Source organism: Bdellovibrionales bacterium (assembly GCA_018266295.1).
Lineage (GTDB): Bacteria > Bdellovibrionota > Bdellovibrionia > Bdellovibrionales > Bdellovibrionaceae > JACMRP01.
Genome location: JAFEAQ010000008.1, coordinates 298,477 through 317,237, shown reverse-complemented (window position 1 = coordinate 317,237; position 18,761 = coordinate 298,477). Strand labels below are relative to the sequence as shown.

The following is an 18,761-nucleotide window of genomic DNA, read 5'->3' as shown; positions in this document are numbered from 1 at the left end:
GATGAAGTTTCCAGTTCTTATTGCGGTATTGCTGACAGCTCTGAACGCCTGGTCCATTGAACAGGCCGCCTATCTCGACGTCGAAGACGATGAGATCGTTTCTGTCTTCGCAAAGCCCGGCAACAACTGGAAGACCTGCAAAAGCGACTCAACCTGCCACCCTGTCGGCTGGCTCGACAACAAAGCAAAGATCAAAATCATTTCCGCCCCTAAAAAGATGAAAGTCGAAGACCCTTACACGGGGAAAATGGAAAACGAAGAGTTCGTCCTCGTCGACTTTTCGTATGAACGCACTGTGAAAGGTGTCGTTTATAAAAAACATGACACCGGCTGGGTGGATGCTTCTTATCTTTCAAAGATAAAGAACAAAACGTTCTTCGGCGATGACAATAGCAATAGCAAACCCGAAAGAGACTGTCCTCCAGGCGATCCGAATCAAGCCATCATTGACGTAAAAAAGAAAATGGCACCTGTAACAAAGGCCGTTGGCAATCAAGGCGTCAAAGACATCGCAAAATCACTCAGCGAGGTCGTTGGTCAGTGCGTGATTAATCCTGCAAAACCGCCTTCCAGATATCCTGCCGGCAATGCCTTCGACAGCATGGTTTTGCCAAGCCTTCAGAGAAAAATGCCAAAAATTCTTGGTCCCGATGGCAAACCGGTGACATTGCAACAGGTTGCGGATATTGATGCCTTGGCTCGCACGCTTTATGGTGAAATGGCCGGGTGCTACAAGCACGGTTTGCAGTATCCGATGGCGATCGCAAAGATTGCCAGCAATCGTGCCGATGCGCCTGATAAAACGAAGAAGGCGTTTATTGGCTCTGATGCCAGCCGCAGCGACAAGGTCGATGACATTGCTCGGGTTGTGACGACACCGTCGCAGTTTAATGTCTGGATGAAATACCACGAGGGTGGTCAAATCAACGGCAGCCTGCAAAAAGCTCTCTGCCCGCCTTCGGATCCGAACAAAGCTTCGTGGCAGAACTTTAAACCTGGCAAAGACGAGCAAGCGATCTGGGAAAACACGGTCAGAATTGCAACTGAAGCCGTCCTCTTTCCGAATAAATTCAAATCCCGCACTTCAGAAATTAAAAACGACATCTATGATTACAACTCTGGCTCGCGCGATCCATGGGGTTACACCCGCATTTATCCGCGCATCGAAGGACGACGCGTGGATCGCGTCTCTTGCATGCAAGTTTGGAAGAGATAACTACTTTTCAGTACTTTCCAGCTCTCGAACGAGGCTCTTTAGATAATCGGCACGGCCATTCACACACGGCACAAGATAGTAGTTCTCTCCGCCCGCGTGCAAGAAGGTCTCTTTGCCTTCCATGCCGATTTCTTCAACGGTCTCCAAGCAATCAGCAACAAAGCTTGGGCACAAAACTGCGAGGTTCTTGATGCCTCGGCCCGGCAGAGCTTTGAGTTCTTCGTCAGTGTAGGGCTTGATCCAAGTCTCAACTCCTACGCGGGACTGAAAGGATACGCTCCACTGATGTGGACCAAGCCCCAGGGCTTCGGCCACCAGCTTTGAAGTGTCCTGGCAGCGGAGCTTATACGAATCCATTGGATCCATTTTGCTATTCTGACTTTCTGGCAGGCCGTGATAGGTCATCAAATAGTAGTCGACCTTTTTTCCCTGCAGACTCTTTTTAGCTTCATCCGCCACAGCTTGAATGAATTGATGGTTGGACCAGAATGACTGCAATTTATGCAAATGGAAAGTGAGACCATGCTTTTGCATCATCTCGTCCACCTTCTTGAACGAAGACTCCGTCGTGGCCCGGCAATATTGCGGATACAGAGGCAAAATGAAAACCTCTTTCACGCCTCGGTTTTTGAACTGGAGCAGTGCGCTTTCAATCGACGGATTCCCATAGCGCATGCCGATTTCAACCGCATAGTCATCGCCGAGTTCCGCCTGCAAATTCTTTTTTGCCGCAAGCGAGTGAACCATCAGCGGCGAACCTTGCGAGGTCCAGATCGATTGATATTTTTTTGCCGAAACCGGCGCTCGTCTCCAGACAATTCCGATATGAACAAGAATCCAGCGAAAGAATGCTGGAATCGGCAAGATTTCTCCGTCCATGAGGAATTCTCGGAGATAAACTGCAACGTCTTTCGTTTCTGGAGAATCCGGTGTGCCAATATTGATGAGCAATACGCCCTTAGTTGATGCCATTGATAACTTTCTGAGCAAGTTCCTTGCTGCGAATAAGAATTTTGCTAAGACCAATCACGCCCATATAGTTGCCATTCAAATATAGATTTTTTGGCAACTGTAGTTCACTGAGGAGTTTTTTATGTTCTAAAGTATAGTGTGGCAACGCCTTCGGCCACGGATGCATGCGGTATTCACGCACTTTATCCGTCAGACCAAAAATGCGCGTGCGTTCGCTTTGAATAAGCTCCAGGATCTGCTCATTTGACTTCTCGAGAACTTCCGGAGAATGTGCGCCACCGAAAATCCAAGTTTCGCTGTATTCAGGACCACGATTTTCAAAGATATGAGTCGGAGACAAAATCCCCAACACACGATACTGCTGATCATCCGGGAATAAAACGCCGAAGCCTTGAATCTTAAAGCGCGGCTTTTCAAAAAAGACCGTCGCACTGAGCACCGGCAATACTTCGATCTGCGACAGCATTGCACCCACGGCAGGCGCGGCTTTTTCAAGTACTTTTGCCGTCGCGGCTGCTGACACGCAAACAACATGGGGAACTGCGAAGTTTTCAATTTGATAAAATGAATTCAAATGGATCTTCACGCCCTGATGAACGAGTTTCTTCTCGATCGCTGCGACGAATTCACCCATGCCTTTTTTGAAAGACACCGTTCCACGATATTTCTGCTTTTGACCGCCAAACATCGGACCGAGAATAAGTTCTGCGCTCATTCTGTGAACGTCCCCCGCGTAGATTCCTTGCAGAGCCGGACTTAAAAGATATCTCGTCGCCGCTCTATTGAGACAACGAAGCCCCCAGGTCCACACAGTTTCATCTGTCTGCGGTCTAAACGAAGGGCGGCGGAAGAAAAAGCGTGGCAGAGCTTTCGAGATCAAACCGAAAGTTTCAAAAATATTCAAAGGCCAGCGTTTAAACCCGTCACGAAAAATAAATCTTTTACGCGCTCCTTTGAGTGGGCGAATGTATTCAAGGCCGATGTCCTCCAGCAATTCCACTAAAGCGTCGTTCAGAATAAATCCATTGGCTGCGGTTTCAACCAGGCCGGATTCAAGTCTTTCGCTGCCAAGCAATCCCCCCAAACGGGAGCTTGCTTCATGGAGTTCCACGTCCATCCCGCGGCGGCTTAAGTAGTAAGCCGTCACAAGACCTGAAAAACCGCCACCGACAACGACTACTTTTTTCGTCATATAGATTTCGAGAAGACCTGAGTCTGTGGTTGCTTGTTACGAAGACGCTCATCAAAGAAGACACAAGCATTACGCAAGAAAGGACGCCCTTTCTCGGTGACGCGGATTTCTTTCTCAGTCACTTCAACCAGGCCATCTTTCATCATCTCACCTAAGAAGCTCTTAGCCGCAGCCGCCTGCGAAGGACTGTTCAAGTCGACTTGCAACTGAGTCATGAGGCTTAAGATCTGCTGACGGCGCTCACGATCTTCCTCCGTGTGAACGTGACCACGATGAGTAGGGATTTCGCCCTTTTCAACGCGCTCTTGGTAAATATTCAAAAGCTTTTCATTTTGATGGAAGCTCCACGGAGTTTCAGAAATCGCACTGACACCCAAACCAAGAAGCACTTCGCTCTTTTGATCCGTGTAGCCCATGAAGTTTCTATGCAGCTTCTTACTTTGCGCCGCCATACTGAGAGCTTCCGAAGGCAAGGCAAAGTGATCCATACCAATTTCAACGTAGCCTGCATTCATCAGGATCTCGCGGGCGATCTCATAAAGACGGCGCTTCTCAGCTCCCGCCGGAAGGTCTTCATCTTTAAACAGGCGCTGGGCCGGCTTAATCCACGGAACCAAAGCAAAGCTATATAGCGCAATACGATCCGGGCGCAAAGCCACAGTCAGTTTCGCAGTCTCCGCGAAAGATTCTGCTGTTTGCTTAGCCAAACCGTAAATGAGGTCATAATTCACTGAACGGAAACCCATGGCGCGGGCTTCTTCAGTCAGTTTGGCAGTGATCTCGTAAGGCTGAATACGATTTACCAGGCGCTGAACTTCAGGATTGAAATCCTGAACACCCATGCTGACGCGGTCAAAGCCAAGTTCTTTGAGAACTTTCAAGTGCTCAACCGTTGTTCTACGCGGATCGACCTCGATGGACGCCTCGAAATGGTGAGGATCCTTCTTGATGTCTTTCCAGATTGCAGAAATCAAAGTCTTCAAGCTCTCTGGCGAGAAGAACGTCGGCGTTCCGCCACCCAAATGAAGATGCGTCAGCGGACTTTGCATCAACTCCGGCACTTGTGTTTTGTAGGCGTTCCATTCCTTCAACAAGGAATCAATGTAAGGTGATTCCTTTTTATGATCTTTCGTGATGCTGGTGTTACAACCACAGAAAGTACAGAGGCTTTCACAGAACGGAAGATGCATGTACATCGACCAGCGGCTGTTAGAATCCTGCAATGTGTGGCGAAGATGATCCACCCACTGATCGTGGCGAGGAGCTTCTTCCCAGTAAGGCACAGTGGGATAACTCGTATAACGAGGTACCTGCACATCGTATTTCGCGATGAGCTTTGAAATATCAGAGCTTGAACTCATGCAAACACCTTTCGTACTGTCTCGACAAAGAGGCGAACATTGTCTTCTGGAGTTTTCGGCAAGACGCCGTGGCCAAGGCCACTCACCCATCCTGCTCTTTCCTCAACAGACAGTGACTTCATATTTTCTAAATAAATTCCCAATTCCTCTTGGAACTGGGGTTTGTCTAAAAATAACAAACTCTGATCGAAATTGCCCTGAACGAAACCCTGTTTCGCCAAACCAAAGCACTTCGTCAGGTTCCAGCGGTGATCAAAACCCATCCCCGCCCACGGCAAGCTCAAAAACTCTTGGTCGAAGTACGCAGCTTGTGTGCTCTTCGAGTAGTAACCGATTTTACCCGGCGCCAAGGCGTTGAGTTCTTTCAAAACAGGTTGAATCCACTTCTTGAAATCTAGCGGAGACAACTCGCCTGCCGCTGTATCGAAGATCATCACGACTTCAGCACCGCCAGCTAACTGCAAGCGGATGTTTTCTTTCAATAATGGTAACATCTTCTTTAAAAATTCAGGGAAGAGCGAGATCAACTTCTTAGATTGTGTCAAACTACCGGCGTGAGAACCCTCAACCGCATAGACGAACAAAGTCCACGGGCCGCCAATAAAGCCGATCAAAGACTTATTCTTTGGCAATACAGCACGTGTCTGCTGAAGAGCTTCCTTCTGGAAGTTCATGAAAGAGACAACGTCTTCGCCGCGCTTTAAGCTTTGAATATTGTCAGGAGTCAGCTGGAAGCCCAAGCGAGGGCCATGATCAGTGTATTCCAAGCCCATACCGAGAGCTTGCAATGGATAAAGGATATCACTAAAGAGAATCGACACGTCGAAATCGAAATCTTCAACCGGACCTAAAGCGACCTGCGCAGCCAACTCTGGCTTTTTGCAAAGATCGTCGAAGCTATGATCCTTACGGAGGTTTTGGTAGTGCTTATGATAGCGGCCCGCTTGGCGCATGAACCAAATCGGCGGCGTGTTTTGCGGTTTACGTTGAAGGGCATTTTGAAAAAGAATATTCGACATAGTACTACTTCCTTAGTTCTCTTTAAACCATTGGTATCCGACACCGCGAACGGAGCGAATGAATTCCTCACCTTTATCGCCAAACAACTGGCGAAGGCGAACGATGGTATTATCAATCGTGCGATGGCTCGGATTTTTATCCTGCCCCCACACTTCGTTGATAATCTCATCACGGCTGACCACGCGAGGCGCGCGTTCAATTAATAACTGTAAAATCTTGAGATCCGTCAAAGGCGGATACTCGATCGGCCCATCGGCCTTCTTCACCGACATCGTCGTGAAATTAATCACGGTGCCCTCAATTGAAATTTCCGCTTGAGGCGCATGCGATTCTAAAACGTGCTTTACGCGAATAAGCAGCTCTTTCAGGTGAAACGGCTTTGGAATAAATTCTTCAGCGCCGAGTTCAAAACCTTTGAGCCGCGCTTCAGCATCTGCTTGAGCCGTCAGAAAAATAAAGAGCGGATGTTGATCCTGCGTGCGGATATATTCCGCAACATCAAAGCCAGTTCCATCAGGTAAACCTAAATCCAAGATCACAAGATCAAGACCGGATTCTTTACCGAGGATCTCCTTTGCTGTGCGCACATTCTGCGCCCAGAACACATTATACTCTTTCGAGAGACGCTCTTTCAGTGTCTCGCCCAAGGAGACATCATCTTCTAAGAGAAGAATCTTTCTCATAGAGGTCTCCCGGTGATCAGAACAACGGCGCGAAGGCCAGGCTTTGCATGTTCAAAGCGAAGATCTCCGCCCATCTTTTTAACCAAACGACGGCAGAGATATAAACCAATGCCATTGCCGCGCTCGTTCTTTGATGGCAGCACTTCAGCCCCCAGCAAATCCACGTCACCGTTGTAGCCCTTGCCATTATCTTGAACCGCAATTTCAATTTGCTCGGATCCGACTGCTTTTGCAGAGATCTCGATTGATGTTGCTTGGCCGTGCAAGACTGCATTGTGAATCAGATTTCGAAGAACGCTGACCATCGCGCGTTTATCCGCGACGATTTCGGCATCTTGTTGCAAACGGAAATCGAGTTCGCTCCACTGAATACGCATGGATTCGATCAACTTCGACAAAGACATTTTCTCGATCAACAATTTCTGCGCGTCACTGGTAGAAAGCAGCAATGAGTTCTCAAGCTGCAGATCCAAACGAGAGATATCTTTAATCAGACGTTGAAGCACCGGGCTTTGTTGAGAAGCACCGTCTTCTTCCAGGACCTCAGCCTGCAGGCGCAAGCGCGTAATAGAAGTTTTAATATCGTGACTGAAAGTCGCAAAGAAAGTTCTGAGCTGCTCGTGGCGTTTTTCATCGCGATAAGAAAGGAAAATCAAAGCAAGCCCCCCGATCACGAGAGCCGCTAGAAGAATACTCCCTTCCCACATGAACATACGATGCGTGCGGCTCATTTCTTGTCCGCTTGCCGCAACGATCGAGTTCATGAAATAAATCCACCACCAGCCGACTAAAGAGACGACAAAGAAAAACCAAACGGTGGCAAGAAGGGTCTTAACTTTCCCCACTATCCGAAAACCTCACGAGAAGCTTGCAAGATTTTGCTCGCAGCTTCGTCCAATATGGCATCTGTATGAGCCATCGACAAGAAACCAACTTCGTAAGCGTTCGGAGCAAGGTAAACACCTTTGTCCAAACATTTTAAGAACAACTTTTTAAAGTTCTCGCCTTGAGCTTGCGGGATTTGCTCAATCGTGCGAATGGGCTCGTTCACACGACCGTGGATCCAGAACAATGAACTGTGCGAAGAGATTTGCACTGGAGCTTTGATTTCATCAAAACCCTTCTGCAATTTCTGGCAGAAGCTTGCCGTTCTTTGATTCAAAACTTTCCAGCCGTCCAAAGATTTCATTTTCTTCAAAGTCGTCAGACCCGCACGCATCCCCACAGGGTTTGCGCTCAAAGTCCCCGCTTGATAAACGTTGCCGTTCGGAGCAACCAGATCCATCAAGTCTTTGCGACCGCCGTAGCAACCCACAGGGAAACCGCCACCGATGACTTTACCATAGGTAACAAGATCAGGCTGAATACCCGTGAGTTCCACCATGCCGCCGAAAGCCGTTCTGAATCCAGAGATCACCTCATCAAAGATTAACAACGCTCCGTTAGCTTTGCAGAGGTTTTTAACTTCATTCAAGAATTCTTGGCGCTGAACCAAAAGGCCGTAATTCGCCGGCAATGGCTCAATGATCACAGCCGCGATGTCTTTGCCTTGGGCCGTGAACACCTCACGAAGCTTTGCAATATCATCGAGTGGAGTAACCAAAGTTGTCGCCGCGATTTCCGGAGAAATACCGGCGCTGCTAGAAGCCGCCGTACCCGCCAGACCGCTGCCCGCTTTTACAAGCAACTGATCGGCGTGGCCATGATAGCAGCCTTCGAATTTCAAAATCTTAGAGCGATTAGTTGCAGCACGCGCTACACGCAGCGCACTCATCACAGCTTCTGTGCCAGAAGAAACGAAGCGGAGTTTCTCCACCCATGGCAAGTTCGAAGTCATCCACTCAGCAAGCTCGAGTGAGTAAATCTCACAAGCACCAAAAGTCCAAGCCGTATCAATCATGCGATGAACTTCTTCAGCGACGTCTGCATCACGGTGACCCAAGATCAACGGACCGAAGCTTTGGCAGAAATCGATGTACTGCTTGTCTTCAACACTTGTCAGGTAAGCGCCCTGAGCTTTTTTGAAAAAGATAGGATGGTGATCGAGGCCTTTGAAAGAACGAACCGGAGAATGCACTCCCCCTGGGGCTACTTTCTTTGCACGTTCAAAAAGTTCTAAAGACTGCATGATTTTCTCCAATCCTCTTCATCCAAATAAATTTCAATAGGGGCCTGAGGACCCAATTGGTCGCGTAATATTTTATACGTATTTCCTGGCCCGCAGGCATGTCTTTTGTGCCGCAGCTCAGGCTCTTTTGCGAGTGCCGCCAAAAACTGAGACCCGCTATTCCAATAGAACGCCTCGCGAGCACCCATATTCCAGCTCTCAGCGTGAACGGCGACTTGGTATGTCGCAACGACGTCCTTGCCGGGCTCTTGCGGAGCATCTTTATGGGTTAATTTAGCCCAGCGAACTGCGGAGCCAAACAAAGTTTCGATTTGCGGGTTCTCGTCCTCGCCAAGGCTTTCGCTCGAACCATGGACCCAAATACCAAGCTTGGCGATTTTCTTCCAGGTTTGTAAACCCGCGGTCCAAACAAGACCGCTAAATGATAAAGACTCAGGGAAGGCTTCAGCTTTCGCGATCCACAAGCCTTGAACACCCGGAGGAATTTCAAATTTCAAGGAATGAGTGCGCTCGACCTTGAGTTCTTTTGAACTCGCGAGCATATCTGCCGCAAACTTCTTTGGCTGATAAGCACGAAGCAATGATTTTTCATTTAAGATTTGGCCCGCATCAGTCAGCCCCTTTAGGAAGAACACATCTCCGTAAGAACGCTTCAAAACCGCGACACCGATTTTTTGATGGCAACCACCACCAAAGCTCGCAAGCACATCGCGCTCTTTCTGAGCAGCAGCGAAAGTCTCACGGCAATCGATTTGCGCGAGAACCTTTTCAAGATCCTCACGGCCCTCTTTAATTTCAATCGCAAGCGCGCCCTGAGCCGCCGCATTCGGGTTTACCGATAAAGGCAGAACCACCCAATTGAGTTCTTTCAAAGTTTCACGCAAGAACTGACGAGTTTCACTAAACTCAGAGGCTTTCACCGTTAGCAGGCGATCAATCGCCGCTTTTGCCACAATAAGGCCGTCAACAGAGTCATCTTCAAGCATTTTACGAACGCGCGTCTGGATATTGCCACGCACGTTGTGGAATTGAACTTTGCTCAAGTTGTAAGGCAGATGGTCTTTCAAAAAGCCTTCAAGATTGTAAGCACGACGAGGCGATGAGCTAAACACATTCAGTTCACCACTCGAGCGAACGCGCGCCTCAGAGGATTTCTTAAACAAGAATAAATCACGCTGATCTGCGCGTGGCAGAGTCGCAATGATTTTTGTGCCTATGCGCGGAGCTGTCGGCAAATCTTTCCACGAGTGCACAACCATATCGGTCTTGCCATCCAGCAGATCCTGCACGAAGTCCTCAGTGAAAACACCCTTCTCAGGCATGCGCCAGAGAGGATCATTGAGATTCTTGTCTCCGAGGGATTCGCGGAAGTTGTATTGAATTTCTGTTCCAGGGATTTTCTTTTGAAGAGCTTCACCGACTTGGTAAGCTTGCAACCGCGCGAGGTCACTTTTTCGCGCGGAGATTTTTAGATGCACAGGTCCTCCCAGCCATAAGGGCGATGCAAAGTGCGCTCGAAATATTCTTGCGCGCGTCTCTGCACCAATTCCTTGAGAGCAACAACTCTCTGGCTGAGATCTTTCTTATTTTCTTCGATGTTCTTGAAAACGTCCTTGAGGCCAATGAACTGGTAATCTTTGAAAAGCTCAGGCTTTTCCAGCTCACCACGCAGATCGAGAATCTTTTGAACTTTGTAAGACTTCAGCCATTGAAGAAGCGCTTCATCCGTAAGCGGCGCCGCCACAACCACACAAGAGAAGACCTCTTGCGCACTTGTAACAGAATCTATTTTCAATGCCGGATATTTTTCAACAAATCTCTGTGCCTTCTCGGGATTGCGGCAAACCACTTGCAGTGATTTCTCTTTCGCAACCCAAGGAAGAACTTCTTCAACCAACTGACCTGAACCGAGCAAAGTCACGGCTTTGTCGTTTTTCGCAAGCTTACGAACGAGGCTGCCGTAACCTTGTGAGCCCAAGCCCACCAAGTGTTCGGCGCGAAGGCTCTTCGCCGTTTGAATCAACGACTGAAAGAAACCGCGAAGCTGCAAAGTCAGAAAGGTTTGCTTTTCAAGTGCGGTCCCAACGAAGTTTTTGAACTGACCGAAGATTTCGGTTTCGCCCACGATCGGTGATTGCAAGCCGCAGATGATTTCGAGCAAGAATGCGAAGGCGTCTTTTCCAGAATAGATCTCATCGCCCTCTTCGTAAGGAATCACGTTCGCACCGGCTGGTACAAAGGCAATCTGGCGCAAGCAAGTCTTCCAAACCAGACCTTCGGTCAGTTCTGGCAAAGCCTTGCCGTGGCCACGGCGATGTAGAATAGAGACGTCTTCCATTACTCTTATGTACTGCATTTTCGGCCTTGAATTGTCATTTAATTGTCATCTACGGCGAATTTTAGGACCGATTGACTCAAAGCGATACGAAGGTCCTGAGAAGACTTTACTTCCCGCTGGAATCTGCGAAAACGGGTTCTATGGACATTATCAATCGCCCCCGCCGCAATCGTCGTACTCCAGCCCTCCGTAACATGATCGCTGAAACCGCTATCAGTGCCGACAACCTGATTTATCCCGTCTTTTTGTGCGAGGGTCAGGATCAAAAGATCGCGATTAAGTCGATGCCGGGTCAATTCCGCCTGAGCGCTGACAATCTGCTTAAAGAAATAGCAGAATGTCAGGCTTTAGGAGTCCATTCCTTCGCCCTCTTTCCTGCGATCAACGATTCTTTGAAGAATTCCACGGCGGATGAGTCCTTCAATCCGAGCGGCCTTTTGCCAACAACCGTGAAAAAAATTAAAGACAAGTTCCCGGATGCTTGCGTGATTACTGATGTCGCCCTGGATCCTTATTCCAGCGACGGTCACGACGGCATCGTTCGCGACGGCCAAATTCTGAATGACGAAACGATTGAAGTATTGGTGAAAATGGCCTTGGCTCAAGCTCGCGCAGGTGCTGATATGGTCGCACCTTCTGACATGATGGACGGACGTGTCGGTGAAATCCGGCGCGCTCTGGATGCCGAAGGTTTTGAGAATACCGGCATTCTTGCTTACTCTGCGAAATATGCTTCGAGCTTCTATGGTCCATTCCGTGATGCTCTCGATTCAGCACCTAAATTCGGCGACAAGAAAACTTACCAGATGGATCCACGCAATTCGCGTGAAGCCTTGCTGGAGGCAGGTCTTGACGTGAATGAAGGTGCCGACATGATCATGGTGAAACCGGCGTTGGCGTACTTGGATATCATTCAATTACTAAAGCAAAATTTCACAGTCCCTGTGGCCGCTTACAACGTGAGTGGCGAATATGCGATGATCAAAGCTGCTGCTGCAAATGGCTGGCTTGACGGCGAAAAAGCAATGATGGAAAGCTTGATGGCGATCCGCCGTGCAGGCGCTGATGTGATTCTAACTTATTTCGCGAAAGAAGCGGCTCAGATTCTTGCGAAGAAAAAATAGTCTTCCAATCAAATGGTATAATAGACGACTCACTCGTATATTATACCATTCGCCCCAGACCTAAGCCTTGGCTCTTGAGGCGATAGCCCCTATTTCCGATAAGAAGCCATGATCGAAAAATATTTCTCAGGCTATCGTGAAAATGAAGTCGAACTCAGCGTTGAAATCAAACGCTGCCTCTTAGATTTTATCCTGAAGAAATCTGAAAATATCTACTATCTTATAGAGTTCCATGAGTTCGAGATGACTCCTAAAAGAGTTTTCGAGTTCACCAATTTTGAAAAGTACTGTGAATTCGTAGAAAACAGAGATACTTTCAGCCCGCGTCTTCTTATTGAGAAGAAAGAGGAATTCTTCAGCGAGCTCAACGGCAAAGAAATACATGCTGAGTTCCATTTAAAAGGCGACGATATTGCTATCGAAATTTGGCATGTTATGAAGCTCTCAAAAGTTTCTTAAATTAGATTTAGCCTAAACCTAAAAGCCTTGGCAATTTCTGCAGGCTGTTCACGAACTGAAACTTCTAAGTTAGTAATTTCCTCTAAGACCTCTCGAACCAGATTTATTTCATAAGAGGTATAAAAATCTGGAGACATTTCTAGAAGATTTTCCCACTTAGTTCTCGTTGGATGTTTTCTTGTTACTAGCTCGTGCCGATATCCCTCTACTTGAAGGCCAACGAAAGTACTATTGAAGAAAATACCAGGCTTGGTTTGTGGGTAAAAACCATTTTCTTCTTTGTATTCCTCTAAAAATTTTTGCGTGATGCCTTTGACCGCAATCAAGTCTTGATAGGGCGTATTGTAAATCATAAAACCTCCTCGCAGAGGCCTATCAAAAACAATACCGGGCCGTATTACTCATAGAAGCGCCGCGATATCCGAAAGGCGGAAGTGTCCGAGCAAGTTACCACTTCCCGTTAACGACTTGGTTGTACCAGAAGAGACCCACCATTGTTTTCACATCAGTGATCTCGCCGTTCTGGAGTTTCGTCATCGCTTCTGCGAAGGGAATTTCAAACACATCTAAAAACTCGCCGTGATCAAGGCGTTGCTTTGTGGCGCTGAGGCCCTTTGCTAAATAAAGCTCAATGCGTTCATTGGAATAACCAATCACCGGATGAATCGTTGTGAGGTGACGATAGTCTTTCGCCACCAAACCGGTTTCTTCTTCGAGTTCTCGTTTCGCAGTTTCAAGCGCGTCTTCGCCATGATCAATTTTTCCCGCAGGAAACTCGATAAAAATCTTTTGAACTGCATAGCGGAATTGACGAATCATCACGAGCTGACCTTGATCCGTCACAGGGATAATCATTGCCGCTCCAGGATGAGGAATGTATTCACGAGTGGCCTTATTACCGTCTGGAAGCTCGACCTCGTCTCGGAGAACTTTCAAGAAAGAGCCTTGGTAGACAAGATCTGATTTCAATTTTGTTTCGACTAATTTTCCGCTCACTTTTTTCATGCTGGCCCTTTGTCTATGACAAGGAGACTTAACTTGCTCAGCGCACTCTCCTCTTAGAACCTATTATAGATCTAAAACGTTTCACGGAGGATACGAAATGTCTTTATTCAAAAAATCTATGCTTTCCGCCGTAGTTGGAATTCTTATCATTGCGTTTAGCGCACCTAATGCATTTGCAGCCCGCGGTGGCGGCGGTGGTGGTGGTCACTCGATGGAATTCGGTCTTGGTCTTCTAACTGCTGGACAAGACGACATCAACTCTTTGATTAAAACAGCACGCGCAGCAGGAGCTGACACCGGCGACATGGGTTCTGCTTACGAACTCTTTGCGCAATATCAATATCGCTTTAGCGGTACCATGTTTGCGATTGCCTTCCGCCCTTCATACGTCATGCAAAGCGCGACAGGTTCTGGCGGCGGTAACTCTTATGACTACAAACTTTCTGGTTTGACGGTTTTTCCAATCTTCCGTCTTTACCCGCTTGAAAACAGCTTCATTAAATTCTACATGCAAACCGGTCTTGGCTATGGCCGCATGAGCGGTGATATCAGCGCTGGTGGTAACTCGATCGCGTTTGCTGGTAGCGCCTTCGGTGCAATGGGTGGTCTCGGTGTAGACTTCTGCTTTACTCCAGAACACTGCTTGAGCATCGAAGGAAATCTTCGTTACTTGCCAATCGAAAGAAACCTTGCAAGCTCAGCCAGCGGTACTGTTCCTGGTCTTTCTCAAGCCGCTTCGAACCAAGAAGTTGAGATCAACGGCAGCGACTTGAAAACCACTTTGTCAGGTATTCAAGGTAGCATTGCTTACACTTTGAATTTCTAATTTTAAGTTAGAATATAAGAATGAAAAAAGCCGGTTGGAAAACCGGCTTTTTTATTTTCTATGGCTGCGGCTGAGTCGTTGTGCTCTCAGCTGCTTTCTTTTTAACATCGGCAGGCTTGTTACCGATCACCCTCAAAACCGCACGGCGATTGCGGATCCGCCAGTGGAAAACACGGGTCGCACAGAACAGTAAGATCACTCCACTGCCCACCGCAATCTTCGAGAAGTTCATAAATGCCAATGCATACACGCCAATGCCGAGATAGAGAAAAGGCAAGCTTTCGTAATAGAGAGACTCGAGCGTGGATCCCGCGCGAGCCGCGAATCTCATTCGCAACACAACGATCCCGCAGAAGATCAGAATCGCCGCAGCTGCCATCCATATAAGATCCGGCTTATCGGCAGCCAGTGCGTAGGCACCAAGCGCGACATAGGCAAAAGGACGTGATTCGTAGAGAAAGCTTTCCCAATTATCTAGTTTTAGTTCCATGTGAATATCTCATCACACTAAACCATAAACTTGTACTCGCTTTAATTTATTTGGACCCATTCCAGAGACTGTTTGGAAAGCTTTAACACTTTGACCTCGGGGCCATACCAGCTGCCGAGATTGATGGAACGGGCCGTTTTGTCCCCAACATGGAACTGATAATCGTCGTACACGTGCATGTGGCCAGAGATAATGACATCGTAAGGATGCTCAGAGTACACACGTTCAGCGTGAGCGCGGATCATCTGACTAAGCTTTTCTTCATTGCGAACTCTATAGACATGGCTGCGCTTGCGGCTCTTACGGGCTGCATAGTTCCCTACCTCATCCCAGAATTTACCGGGGACAATCCAACTGAGTGGCTTCACCCAAGGTCTGCGAATAAAGGAACGGTATTTTAAGTAAGTGTGGTCATCGAGGTTGATGAGGTCACCGTGCTCTACTCGTATTTCTAAACCATTGATGTTATAAAACTGAGCTTCGACAAAAACTTCGACACCTAATTTTTTTTTCCAGAAAGAATCAATGTGGACGTCGTGATTGCCTTCGATGTAGGTGATTCTCGCGCCGGCATTTTTCAAATCACGAATCGCATCAACCAGTGGCTGAAATTTTTTAACAAAGATATTTGAACCACCCACCCAAAGATCAAAAATATCTCCGAGTAAAAACAAGTGAATCTCTTGGGGGTTTTTCTCGCGCAGAGAATGCAAAAAGCGCAACAGGATGTCACTGTTGCGCTCTTGCATTGTTTTTATGTGAATGTCAGATAAAAACCAGGCTTCCAATTTCTATTCTTTATTCAGGTCAAAACCTTGTTTCTTGCGGATGAAAGCAGGAACTTCGAGGTTTTGTCCAGAAAATGGAGAGCTCAGCACCTCGCGAGCCATTTTGCGGGCTTCTTCGAGAGATTGCTGTTCATGATCCACGTTCATAGACAATTGTTCTGGTTGTGTATGACGAGCTTTCAAATCTTGGCTTTCTTTGAAAGCACGTGCTTTAGCCATCAACATATCACGAGGAGACATTGCTGCTTCCGCTGGATTTGGAGCTTGTGGCATTTGTGGTTGTTGCATTTGCGGAGCGGCTTGCTGCTGAACTGCTTGCTGTGGAGCAATCGGAGCGATTGGAGTCGCCACTTGCTCTTGTTGCATCGGCTGTTGAACAGGTTGCTGCATTGGCATTTGCGGAGCTACAGGAGCCGCTTGTTGAGCAGGAGCTTGGTAAACCGGTTGGCTTACTTGCTGCTGATGCTGTTGCTGCATCTGTTGCATTTGCTGAACATAAGCCGGAACCGCTGGAGCTGCTGGTTGCTGCTCAACAGTTTGAGTGTAGTTCATCACAGAAGTTTGTACCGTTTGAATAGGTGGCAATTCAGCTGGCATCACCGGAGCTTGTGGCTGGTGATACTGAGGCATTGCCGGCATCTGTGGCATTTGCGGCATCATATTCGGCATGTTTGGAATCGCAGGAATTGGTGGAAGCATATTCATACTAGAAGATGCATTCATACCAGGGAACTGGATGCCTGTGCCGTTCAAGAACTGCTGCATTTGGTTGATGGTATCAGAAGCCATTTGACGGTCTTCTTGAGCAAAACCAGTTGCGATCACAGTGACACGAACTTCATCGCTCATGTTGTCATCGATCACCGCACCGAAGATGATTTCAGCATCTTCATGAGCAGCTTCTGTGATCAACATAGTCGCTTCGTTCACTTCGAGGAGGCTCAGGTCAGAACCACCCGTGATGTTGACGATGATGCCAGTAGCGCCATCGATACGGATGTTTTCGAGAAGAGGAGAAGAAATCGCCGCAGTAGCCGCTTCGACAGCGCGGTTTTGACCTTTCGCTGTGCCAGTACCCATGATTGCGATACCTTTAGAAGCCATGACAGTGCGGATGTCTGCGAAGTCCAAGTTGATCAAACCACGGATGTTGATCAAATCAGAGATCCCTTTAACCGCTTGCAAAAGAACTTCATCCGCTTTTTTGAAAGTTTCCAAAAGTGGAGTCTTTTCGGTCGCGATCGAAAGAAGTTTTTGATTCGGAATAACGATGAGGGTATCAACGTTTTCTTTCAGCTCAGCCAAACCACCGTCAGCGTGCTTAGAACGTTTTTTACCTTCGAAGAAGAAAGGTTTAGTCACTACACCGATCGTGAGTGCACCCAATTCGCGAGCGATTTTCGCTACGATTGGAGCTCCCCCGGTACCAGTACCGCCGCCCATGCCGGCAGTGACGAAAACCATGTCAGCGCCTTCAAGTTTTTCGACGATTTCATTGTAAGATTCAATCGCCGCGCGACGACCGATATCGGGGTTGGCTCCTGCACCAAGACCTTTTGTTAAATCAAGACCCAATTGAATTTTAGAAGGTGCTTTATTCGCGTTCAACGCTTGGATATCAGTATTTGCTACGATGAACTCGACACCGCCCATATTTGACTCGATCATGGTTGTGACTGCATTACTACCGCCACCACCGACACCAACAACCTTAATGTTGGCCCCGATACTGATATTCTCTTCTAATTCAAACATTCGCTCCTCCTAAAACTTTTATGCGCATCCCTGCGCTGATAACTATTAAACACTTGAGAGATAAACTTTTAAAAAATCTGTCCAAAAAAATCTTTTACTTTTTGAGCCAAGCCATCGATGGATTCGCCCAAATTAATCATTTCACCTTGTCCTTGCTGGCTTTGCACAATCAGATCTTTACGCTGACTGAGGCCATACAACAACAATCCCACCGCCGCAGAGAATTCGCCGGACTTCACCACATCAATAAGTCCGCCCACTTTACTAGGGCCACCGCGACGAACAGGAATATCAAAAATAAATTCACCCATTTCAACTAGGCCATCGAGTTGGCTCGCGCCACCTGTCAGTACCAAGCCAGATCCCATCATAGGCAATAATCCGCTCATACGCATATCGTTTGCGATGAGGTTCAAAGTTTCTTCAGCGCGTGCTTCCAAAACATCCGCGAGATCTTTGCGAGGAATCAAACGGGATTTACGACCGCCAACACCTTCCACTTCGATGGTTTCGTTTTCGTTCACCATAGAAGCCATTGCGCAGCCATATTTTTTCTTAAGGTCTTCCGCCGATACTTGAGGAGTTCTCAAGCCCACCGCCACATCGTGTGTGAAGTGGTGGCCACCGATCGGAATAATAGATGTGTGAGCCACGCTGCCGTTTGAGAAATAAACAGCGTCACAAGTGCCGCCGCCCATATCCACAACGCAGACTCCGAGGTTTTTCTCATCTTCACTCAACACGGCCGCAGAAGCTGCGAGCTGATTCAAGACAAGACCGCTGACGCGAAGGCCGGCTTTCTCGACACATTTTACAGAGTTTTGCAAAGCTGTGTGGCCGCCGGTCACGATGTGAACGCTTGCTTCCAAGCGCACACCCGACATACCGATAGGATCTGTGATCCCGTCTTGGCCGTCGACTTTGTATTCACGAGGCAATACGTGAAGGACATTGCGATCCGCTGGGACCGCCACTGCTTTCGCAGCTTCGATCACGCGTTCGATGTCTTGGTTGGTCACTTCTTTATTTTTGATCGCGACCATACCTTTAGAATCAAAAGAAGTGATATGTGTGCCGGACACGCCAACCCACACTTCATTCACGGAATAACCGCTCATGAGTTCTGCTTCTTCTTTTGCTTTTTTGATGGATTCAGTAGTGGCTTCGATGTTAACGACAACGCCTTGTCGGATGCCAGTATTAGGAGCTGTTCCGACTCCCGCGACATCAATCTTACCTTCAGGATTTACCGTGCCGATGACAAAACAAACTTTCGTGGAACCAATATCAAGGCCAGCCAGCACCGGTGCTTTCGGTTTTATGTTGCTCATCCTTAAGTCCTAACAATAAAGTCCGACCAAATGGTCCTCATTAATTCCCTAATTCTTCAGGGAATTCAGACAG

At 47.8% G+C, this 18,761-nt stretch carries 19 protein-coding genes; 4 read left to right on the top strand and 15 right to left on the bottom strand.

The window, feature by feature from the left end; genetic code table 11:
- The first annotated feature begins 1 nt into the window (after position 1).
- The gene (locus JSU04_07540; protein ID MBS1970145.1) at positions 2–1,216 is read left to right on the top strand and encodes a hypothetical protein; all 1,215 of its coding nucleotides are present in this window, start codon (positions 2–4) and stop codon (positions 1,214–1,216) included.
- On the opposite strand, the gene hemH is transcribed toward JSU04_07540, so the two are convergent.
- The 9 genes from hemH to JSU04_07495 form a co-directional block, all read right to left on the bottom strand.
- Positions 1,217–2,188 carry a ferrochelatase gene (gene hemH, locus JSU04_07535; protein ID MBS1970144.1) on the bottom strand — a complete coding sequence of 324 codons (972 nt, stop codon included), beginning with the start codon at positions 2,186–2,188 and terminating at the stop codon, positions 1,217–1,219. It abuts the gene before it with no gap.
- A complete protein-coding gene (locus tag JSU04_07530) occupies positions 2,175–3,380 on the bottom strand; it encodes an FAD-dependent oxidoreductase (protein ID MBS1970143.1) in 1,206 nt (401 codons plus the stop codon). The genes hemH and JSU04_07530 overlap by 14 nt, the downstream gene beginning before the upstream one ends.
- The gene (gene hemN, locus JSU04_07525; GenBank protein ID MBS1970142.1) at positions 3,377–4,741 is read right to left on the bottom strand and encodes an oxygen-independent coproporphyrinogen III oxidase; all 1,365 of its coding nucleotides are present in this window, start codon (positions 4,739–4,741) and stop codon (positions 3,377–3,379) included. The genes JSU04_07530 and hemN overlap by 4 nt, the downstream gene beginning before the upstream one ends.
- On the bottom strand, positions 4,738–5,760 hold the full coding sequence (locus JSU04_07520; protein MBS1970141.1) for a uroporphyrinogen decarboxylase: 1,023 nt from the start codon (positions 5,758–5,760) through the stop codon (positions 4,738–4,740). Before JSU04_07520 ends, hemN begins: the two co-directional genes overlap by 4 nt.
- Before the next feature lie 12 nt (positions 5,761–5,772).
- Entirely contained in the window at positions 5,773–6,444 is a 672-nt protein-coding gene (locus tag JSU04_07515) for a response regulator transcription factor (GenBank protein ID MBS1970140.1), read from the bottom strand.
- Positions 6,441–7,208, bottom strand: coding sequence for a HAMP domain-containing histidine kinase (locus tag JSU04_07510; protein ID MBS1970139.1), 768 nt, complete (start codon positions 7,206–7,208; stop codon positions 6,441–6,443). Before JSU04_07510 ends, JSU04_07515 begins: the two co-directional genes overlap by 4 nt.
- Before the next feature lie 80 nt (positions 7,209–7,288).
- The gene (locus tag JSU04_07505; protein ID MBS1970138.1) at positions 7,289–8,584 is read right to left on the bottom strand and encodes a glutamate-1-semialdehyde 2,1-aminomutase; all 1,296 of its coding nucleotides are present in this window, start codon (positions 8,582–8,584) and stop codon (positions 7,289–7,291) included.
- Positions 8,560–10,050, bottom strand: coding sequence for a hydroxymethylbilane synthase (gene hemC, locus JSU04_07500; GenBank protein ID MBS1970137.1), 1,491 nt, complete (start codon positions 10,048–10,050; stop codon positions 8,560–8,562). The genes JSU04_07505 and hemC overlap by 25 nt, the downstream gene beginning before the upstream one ends.
- A complete protein-coding gene (locus JSU04_07495; protein ID MBS1970136.1) occupies positions 10,041–10,910 on the bottom strand; it encodes a hypothetical protein in 870 nt (289 codons plus the stop codon). Before JSU04_07495 ends, hemC begins: the two co-directional genes overlap by 10 nt.
- A 140-nt stretch (positions 10,911–11,050) precedes the next feature.
- On the opposite strand from JSU04_07495, the gene hemB reads away from it, so the two are divergent.
- Positions 11,051–12,034 (top strand): porphobilinogen synthase, encoded by a 984-nt coding sequence (hemB, locus tag JSU04_07490; GenBank protein ID MBS1970135.1) that lies wholly within the window; start codon positions 11,051–11,053, stop codon positions 12,032–12,034.
- Between the two features lie 108 nt (positions 12,035–12,142).
- A complete protein-coding gene (locus tag JSU04_07485; GenBank protein ID MBS1970134.1) occupies positions 12,143–12,493 on the top strand; it encodes a hypothetical protein in 351 nt (116 codons plus the stop codon).
- Here JSU04_07485 and JSU04_07480 read toward each other — a convergent pair.
- Both JSU04_07480 and JSU04_07475 read right to left on the bottom strand, forming a co-directional pair.
- Positions 12,490–12,846 carry a hypothetical protein gene (locus JSU04_07480; protein MBS1970133.1) on the bottom strand — a complete coding sequence of 119 codons (357 nt, stop codon included), beginning with the start codon at positions 12,844–12,846 and terminating at the stop codon, positions 12,490–12,492. The genes JSU04_07485 and JSU04_07480 overlap by 4 nt on opposite strands.
- 94 nt (positions 12,847–12,940) lie before the next feature.
- On the bottom strand, positions 12,941–13,498 hold the full coding sequence (locus tag JSU04_07475; protein MBS1970132.1) for an NUDIX hydrolase: 558 nt from the start codon (positions 13,496–13,498) through the stop codon (positions 12,941–12,943).
- A gap of 211 nt (positions 13,499–13,709) precedes the next feature.
- Here JSU04_07475 and JSU04_07470 point away from each other — a divergent pair, with 211 nt between their 5' ends.
- Positions 13,710–14,324: a hypothetical protein gene (locus JSU04_07470; protein ID MBS1970131.1), complete on the top strand. Its 615-nt coding sequence runs from the start codon at positions 13,710–13,712 to the stop codon at positions 14,322–14,324.
- A 58-nt stretch (positions 14,325–14,382) separates the two neighbouring features.
- On the opposite strand, the gene JSU04_07465 is transcribed toward JSU04_07470, so the two are convergent.
- From JSU04_07465 to ftsA, 4 genes are all read right to left on the bottom strand, one after another.
- Complete coding sequence (locus JSU04_07465) at positions 14,383–14,814, bottom strand: hypothetical protein (GenBank protein MBS1970130.1); 432 nt, start codon at positions 14,812–14,814, stop codon at positions 14,383–14,385.
- A 41-nt stretch (positions 14,815–14,855) separates the two neighbouring features.
- The gene (locus tag JSU04_07460) at positions 14,856–15,602 is read right to left on the bottom strand and encodes a UDP-2,3-diacylglucosamine diphosphatase (GenBank protein MBS1970129.1); all 747 of its coding nucleotides are present in this window, start codon (positions 15,600–15,602) and stop codon (positions 14,856–14,858) included.
- A gap of 3 nt (positions 15,603–15,605) precedes the next feature.
- Positions 15,606–17,357: a cell division protein FtsZ gene (gene ftsZ / locus JSU04_07455; GenBank protein MBS1970128.1), complete on the bottom strand. Its 1,752-nt coding sequence runs from the start codon at positions 17,355–17,357 to the stop codon at positions 15,606–15,608.
- Between the two features lie 68 nt (positions 17,358–17,425).
- A complete protein-coding gene (ftsA, locus tag JSU04_07450; GenBank protein MBS1970127.1) occupies positions 17,426–18,688 on the bottom strand; it encodes a cell division protein FtsA in 1,263 nt (420 codons plus the stop codon).
- Positions 18,689–18,761 lie beyond the last annotated feature (73 nt).

What these genes read in the sequence shown, in the direction of transcription:
- JSU04_07540 (MBS1970145.1), top strand. Translation starts at nt 2, where the DNA reads ATGAAGTTTCCAGTTCTTATTGCGGTATTGCTGACAGCTCTGAACGCC.
- hemH (MBS1970144.1), bottom strand. Translation starts at nt 2,188, where the DNA reads ATGGCATCAACTAAGGGCGTATTGCTCATCAATATTGGCACACCGGAT.
- JSU04_07530 (MBS1970143.1), bottom strand. Translation starts at nt 3,380, where the DNA reads ATGACGAAAAAAGTAGTCGTTGTCGGTGGCGGTTTTTCAGGTCTTGTG.
- hemN (MBS1970142.1), bottom strand. Translation starts at nt 4,741, where the DNA reads ATGAGTTCAAGCTCTGATATTTCAAAGCTCATCGCGAAATACGATGTG.
- JSU04_07520 (MBS1970141.1), bottom strand. Translation starts at nt 5,760, where the DNA reads ATGTCGAATATTCTTTTTCAAAATGCCCTTCAACGTAAACCGCAAAAC.
- JSU04_07515 (MBS1970140.1), bottom strand. Translation starts at nt 6,444, where the DNA reads ATGAGAAAGATTCTTCTCTTAGAAGATGATGTCTCCTTGGGCGAGACA.
- JSU04_07510 (MBS1970139.1), bottom strand. Translation starts at nt 7,208, where the DNA reads ATGAACTCGATCGTTGCGGCAAGCGGACAAGAAATGAGCCGCACGCAT.
- JSU04_07495 (MBS1970136.1), bottom strand. Translation starts at nt 10,910, where the DNA reads ATGGAAGACGTCTCTATTCTACATCGCCGTGGCCACGGCAAGGCTTTG.
- hemB (MBS1970135.1), top strand. Translation starts at nt 11,051, where the DNA reads ATGGACATTATCAATCGCCCCCGCCGCAATCGTCGTACTCCAGCCCTC.
- JSU04_07485 (MBS1970134.1), top strand. Translation starts at nt 12,143, where the DNA reads ATGATCGAAAAATATTTCTCAGGCTATCGTGAAAATGAAGTCGAACTC.
- JSU04_07480 (MBS1970133.1), bottom strand. Translation starts at nt 12,846, where the DNA reads ATGATTTACAATACGCCCTATCAAGACTTGATTGCGGTCAAAGGCATC.
- JSU04_07475 (MBS1970132.1), bottom strand. Translation starts at nt 13,498, where the DNA reads ATGAAAAAAGTGAGCGGAAAATTAGTCGAAACAAAATTGAAATCAGAT.
- JSU04_07470 (MBS1970131.1), top strand. Translation starts at nt 13,710, where the DNA reads ATGGAATTCGGTCTTGGTCTTCTAACTGCTGGACAAGACGACATCAAC.
- JSU04_07465 (MBS1970130.1), bottom strand. Translation starts at nt 14,814, where the DNA reads ATGGAACTAAAACTAGATAATTGGGAAAGCTTTCTCTACGAATCACGT.
- ftsZ (MBS1970128.1), bottom strand. Translation starts at nt 17,357, where the DNA reads ATGTTTGAATTAGAAGAGAATATCAGTATCGGGGCCAACATTAAGGTT.
- ftsA (MBS1970127.1), bottom strand. Translation starts at nt 18,688, where the DNA reads ATGAGCAACATAAAACCGAAAGCACCGGTGCTGGCTGGCCTTGATATT.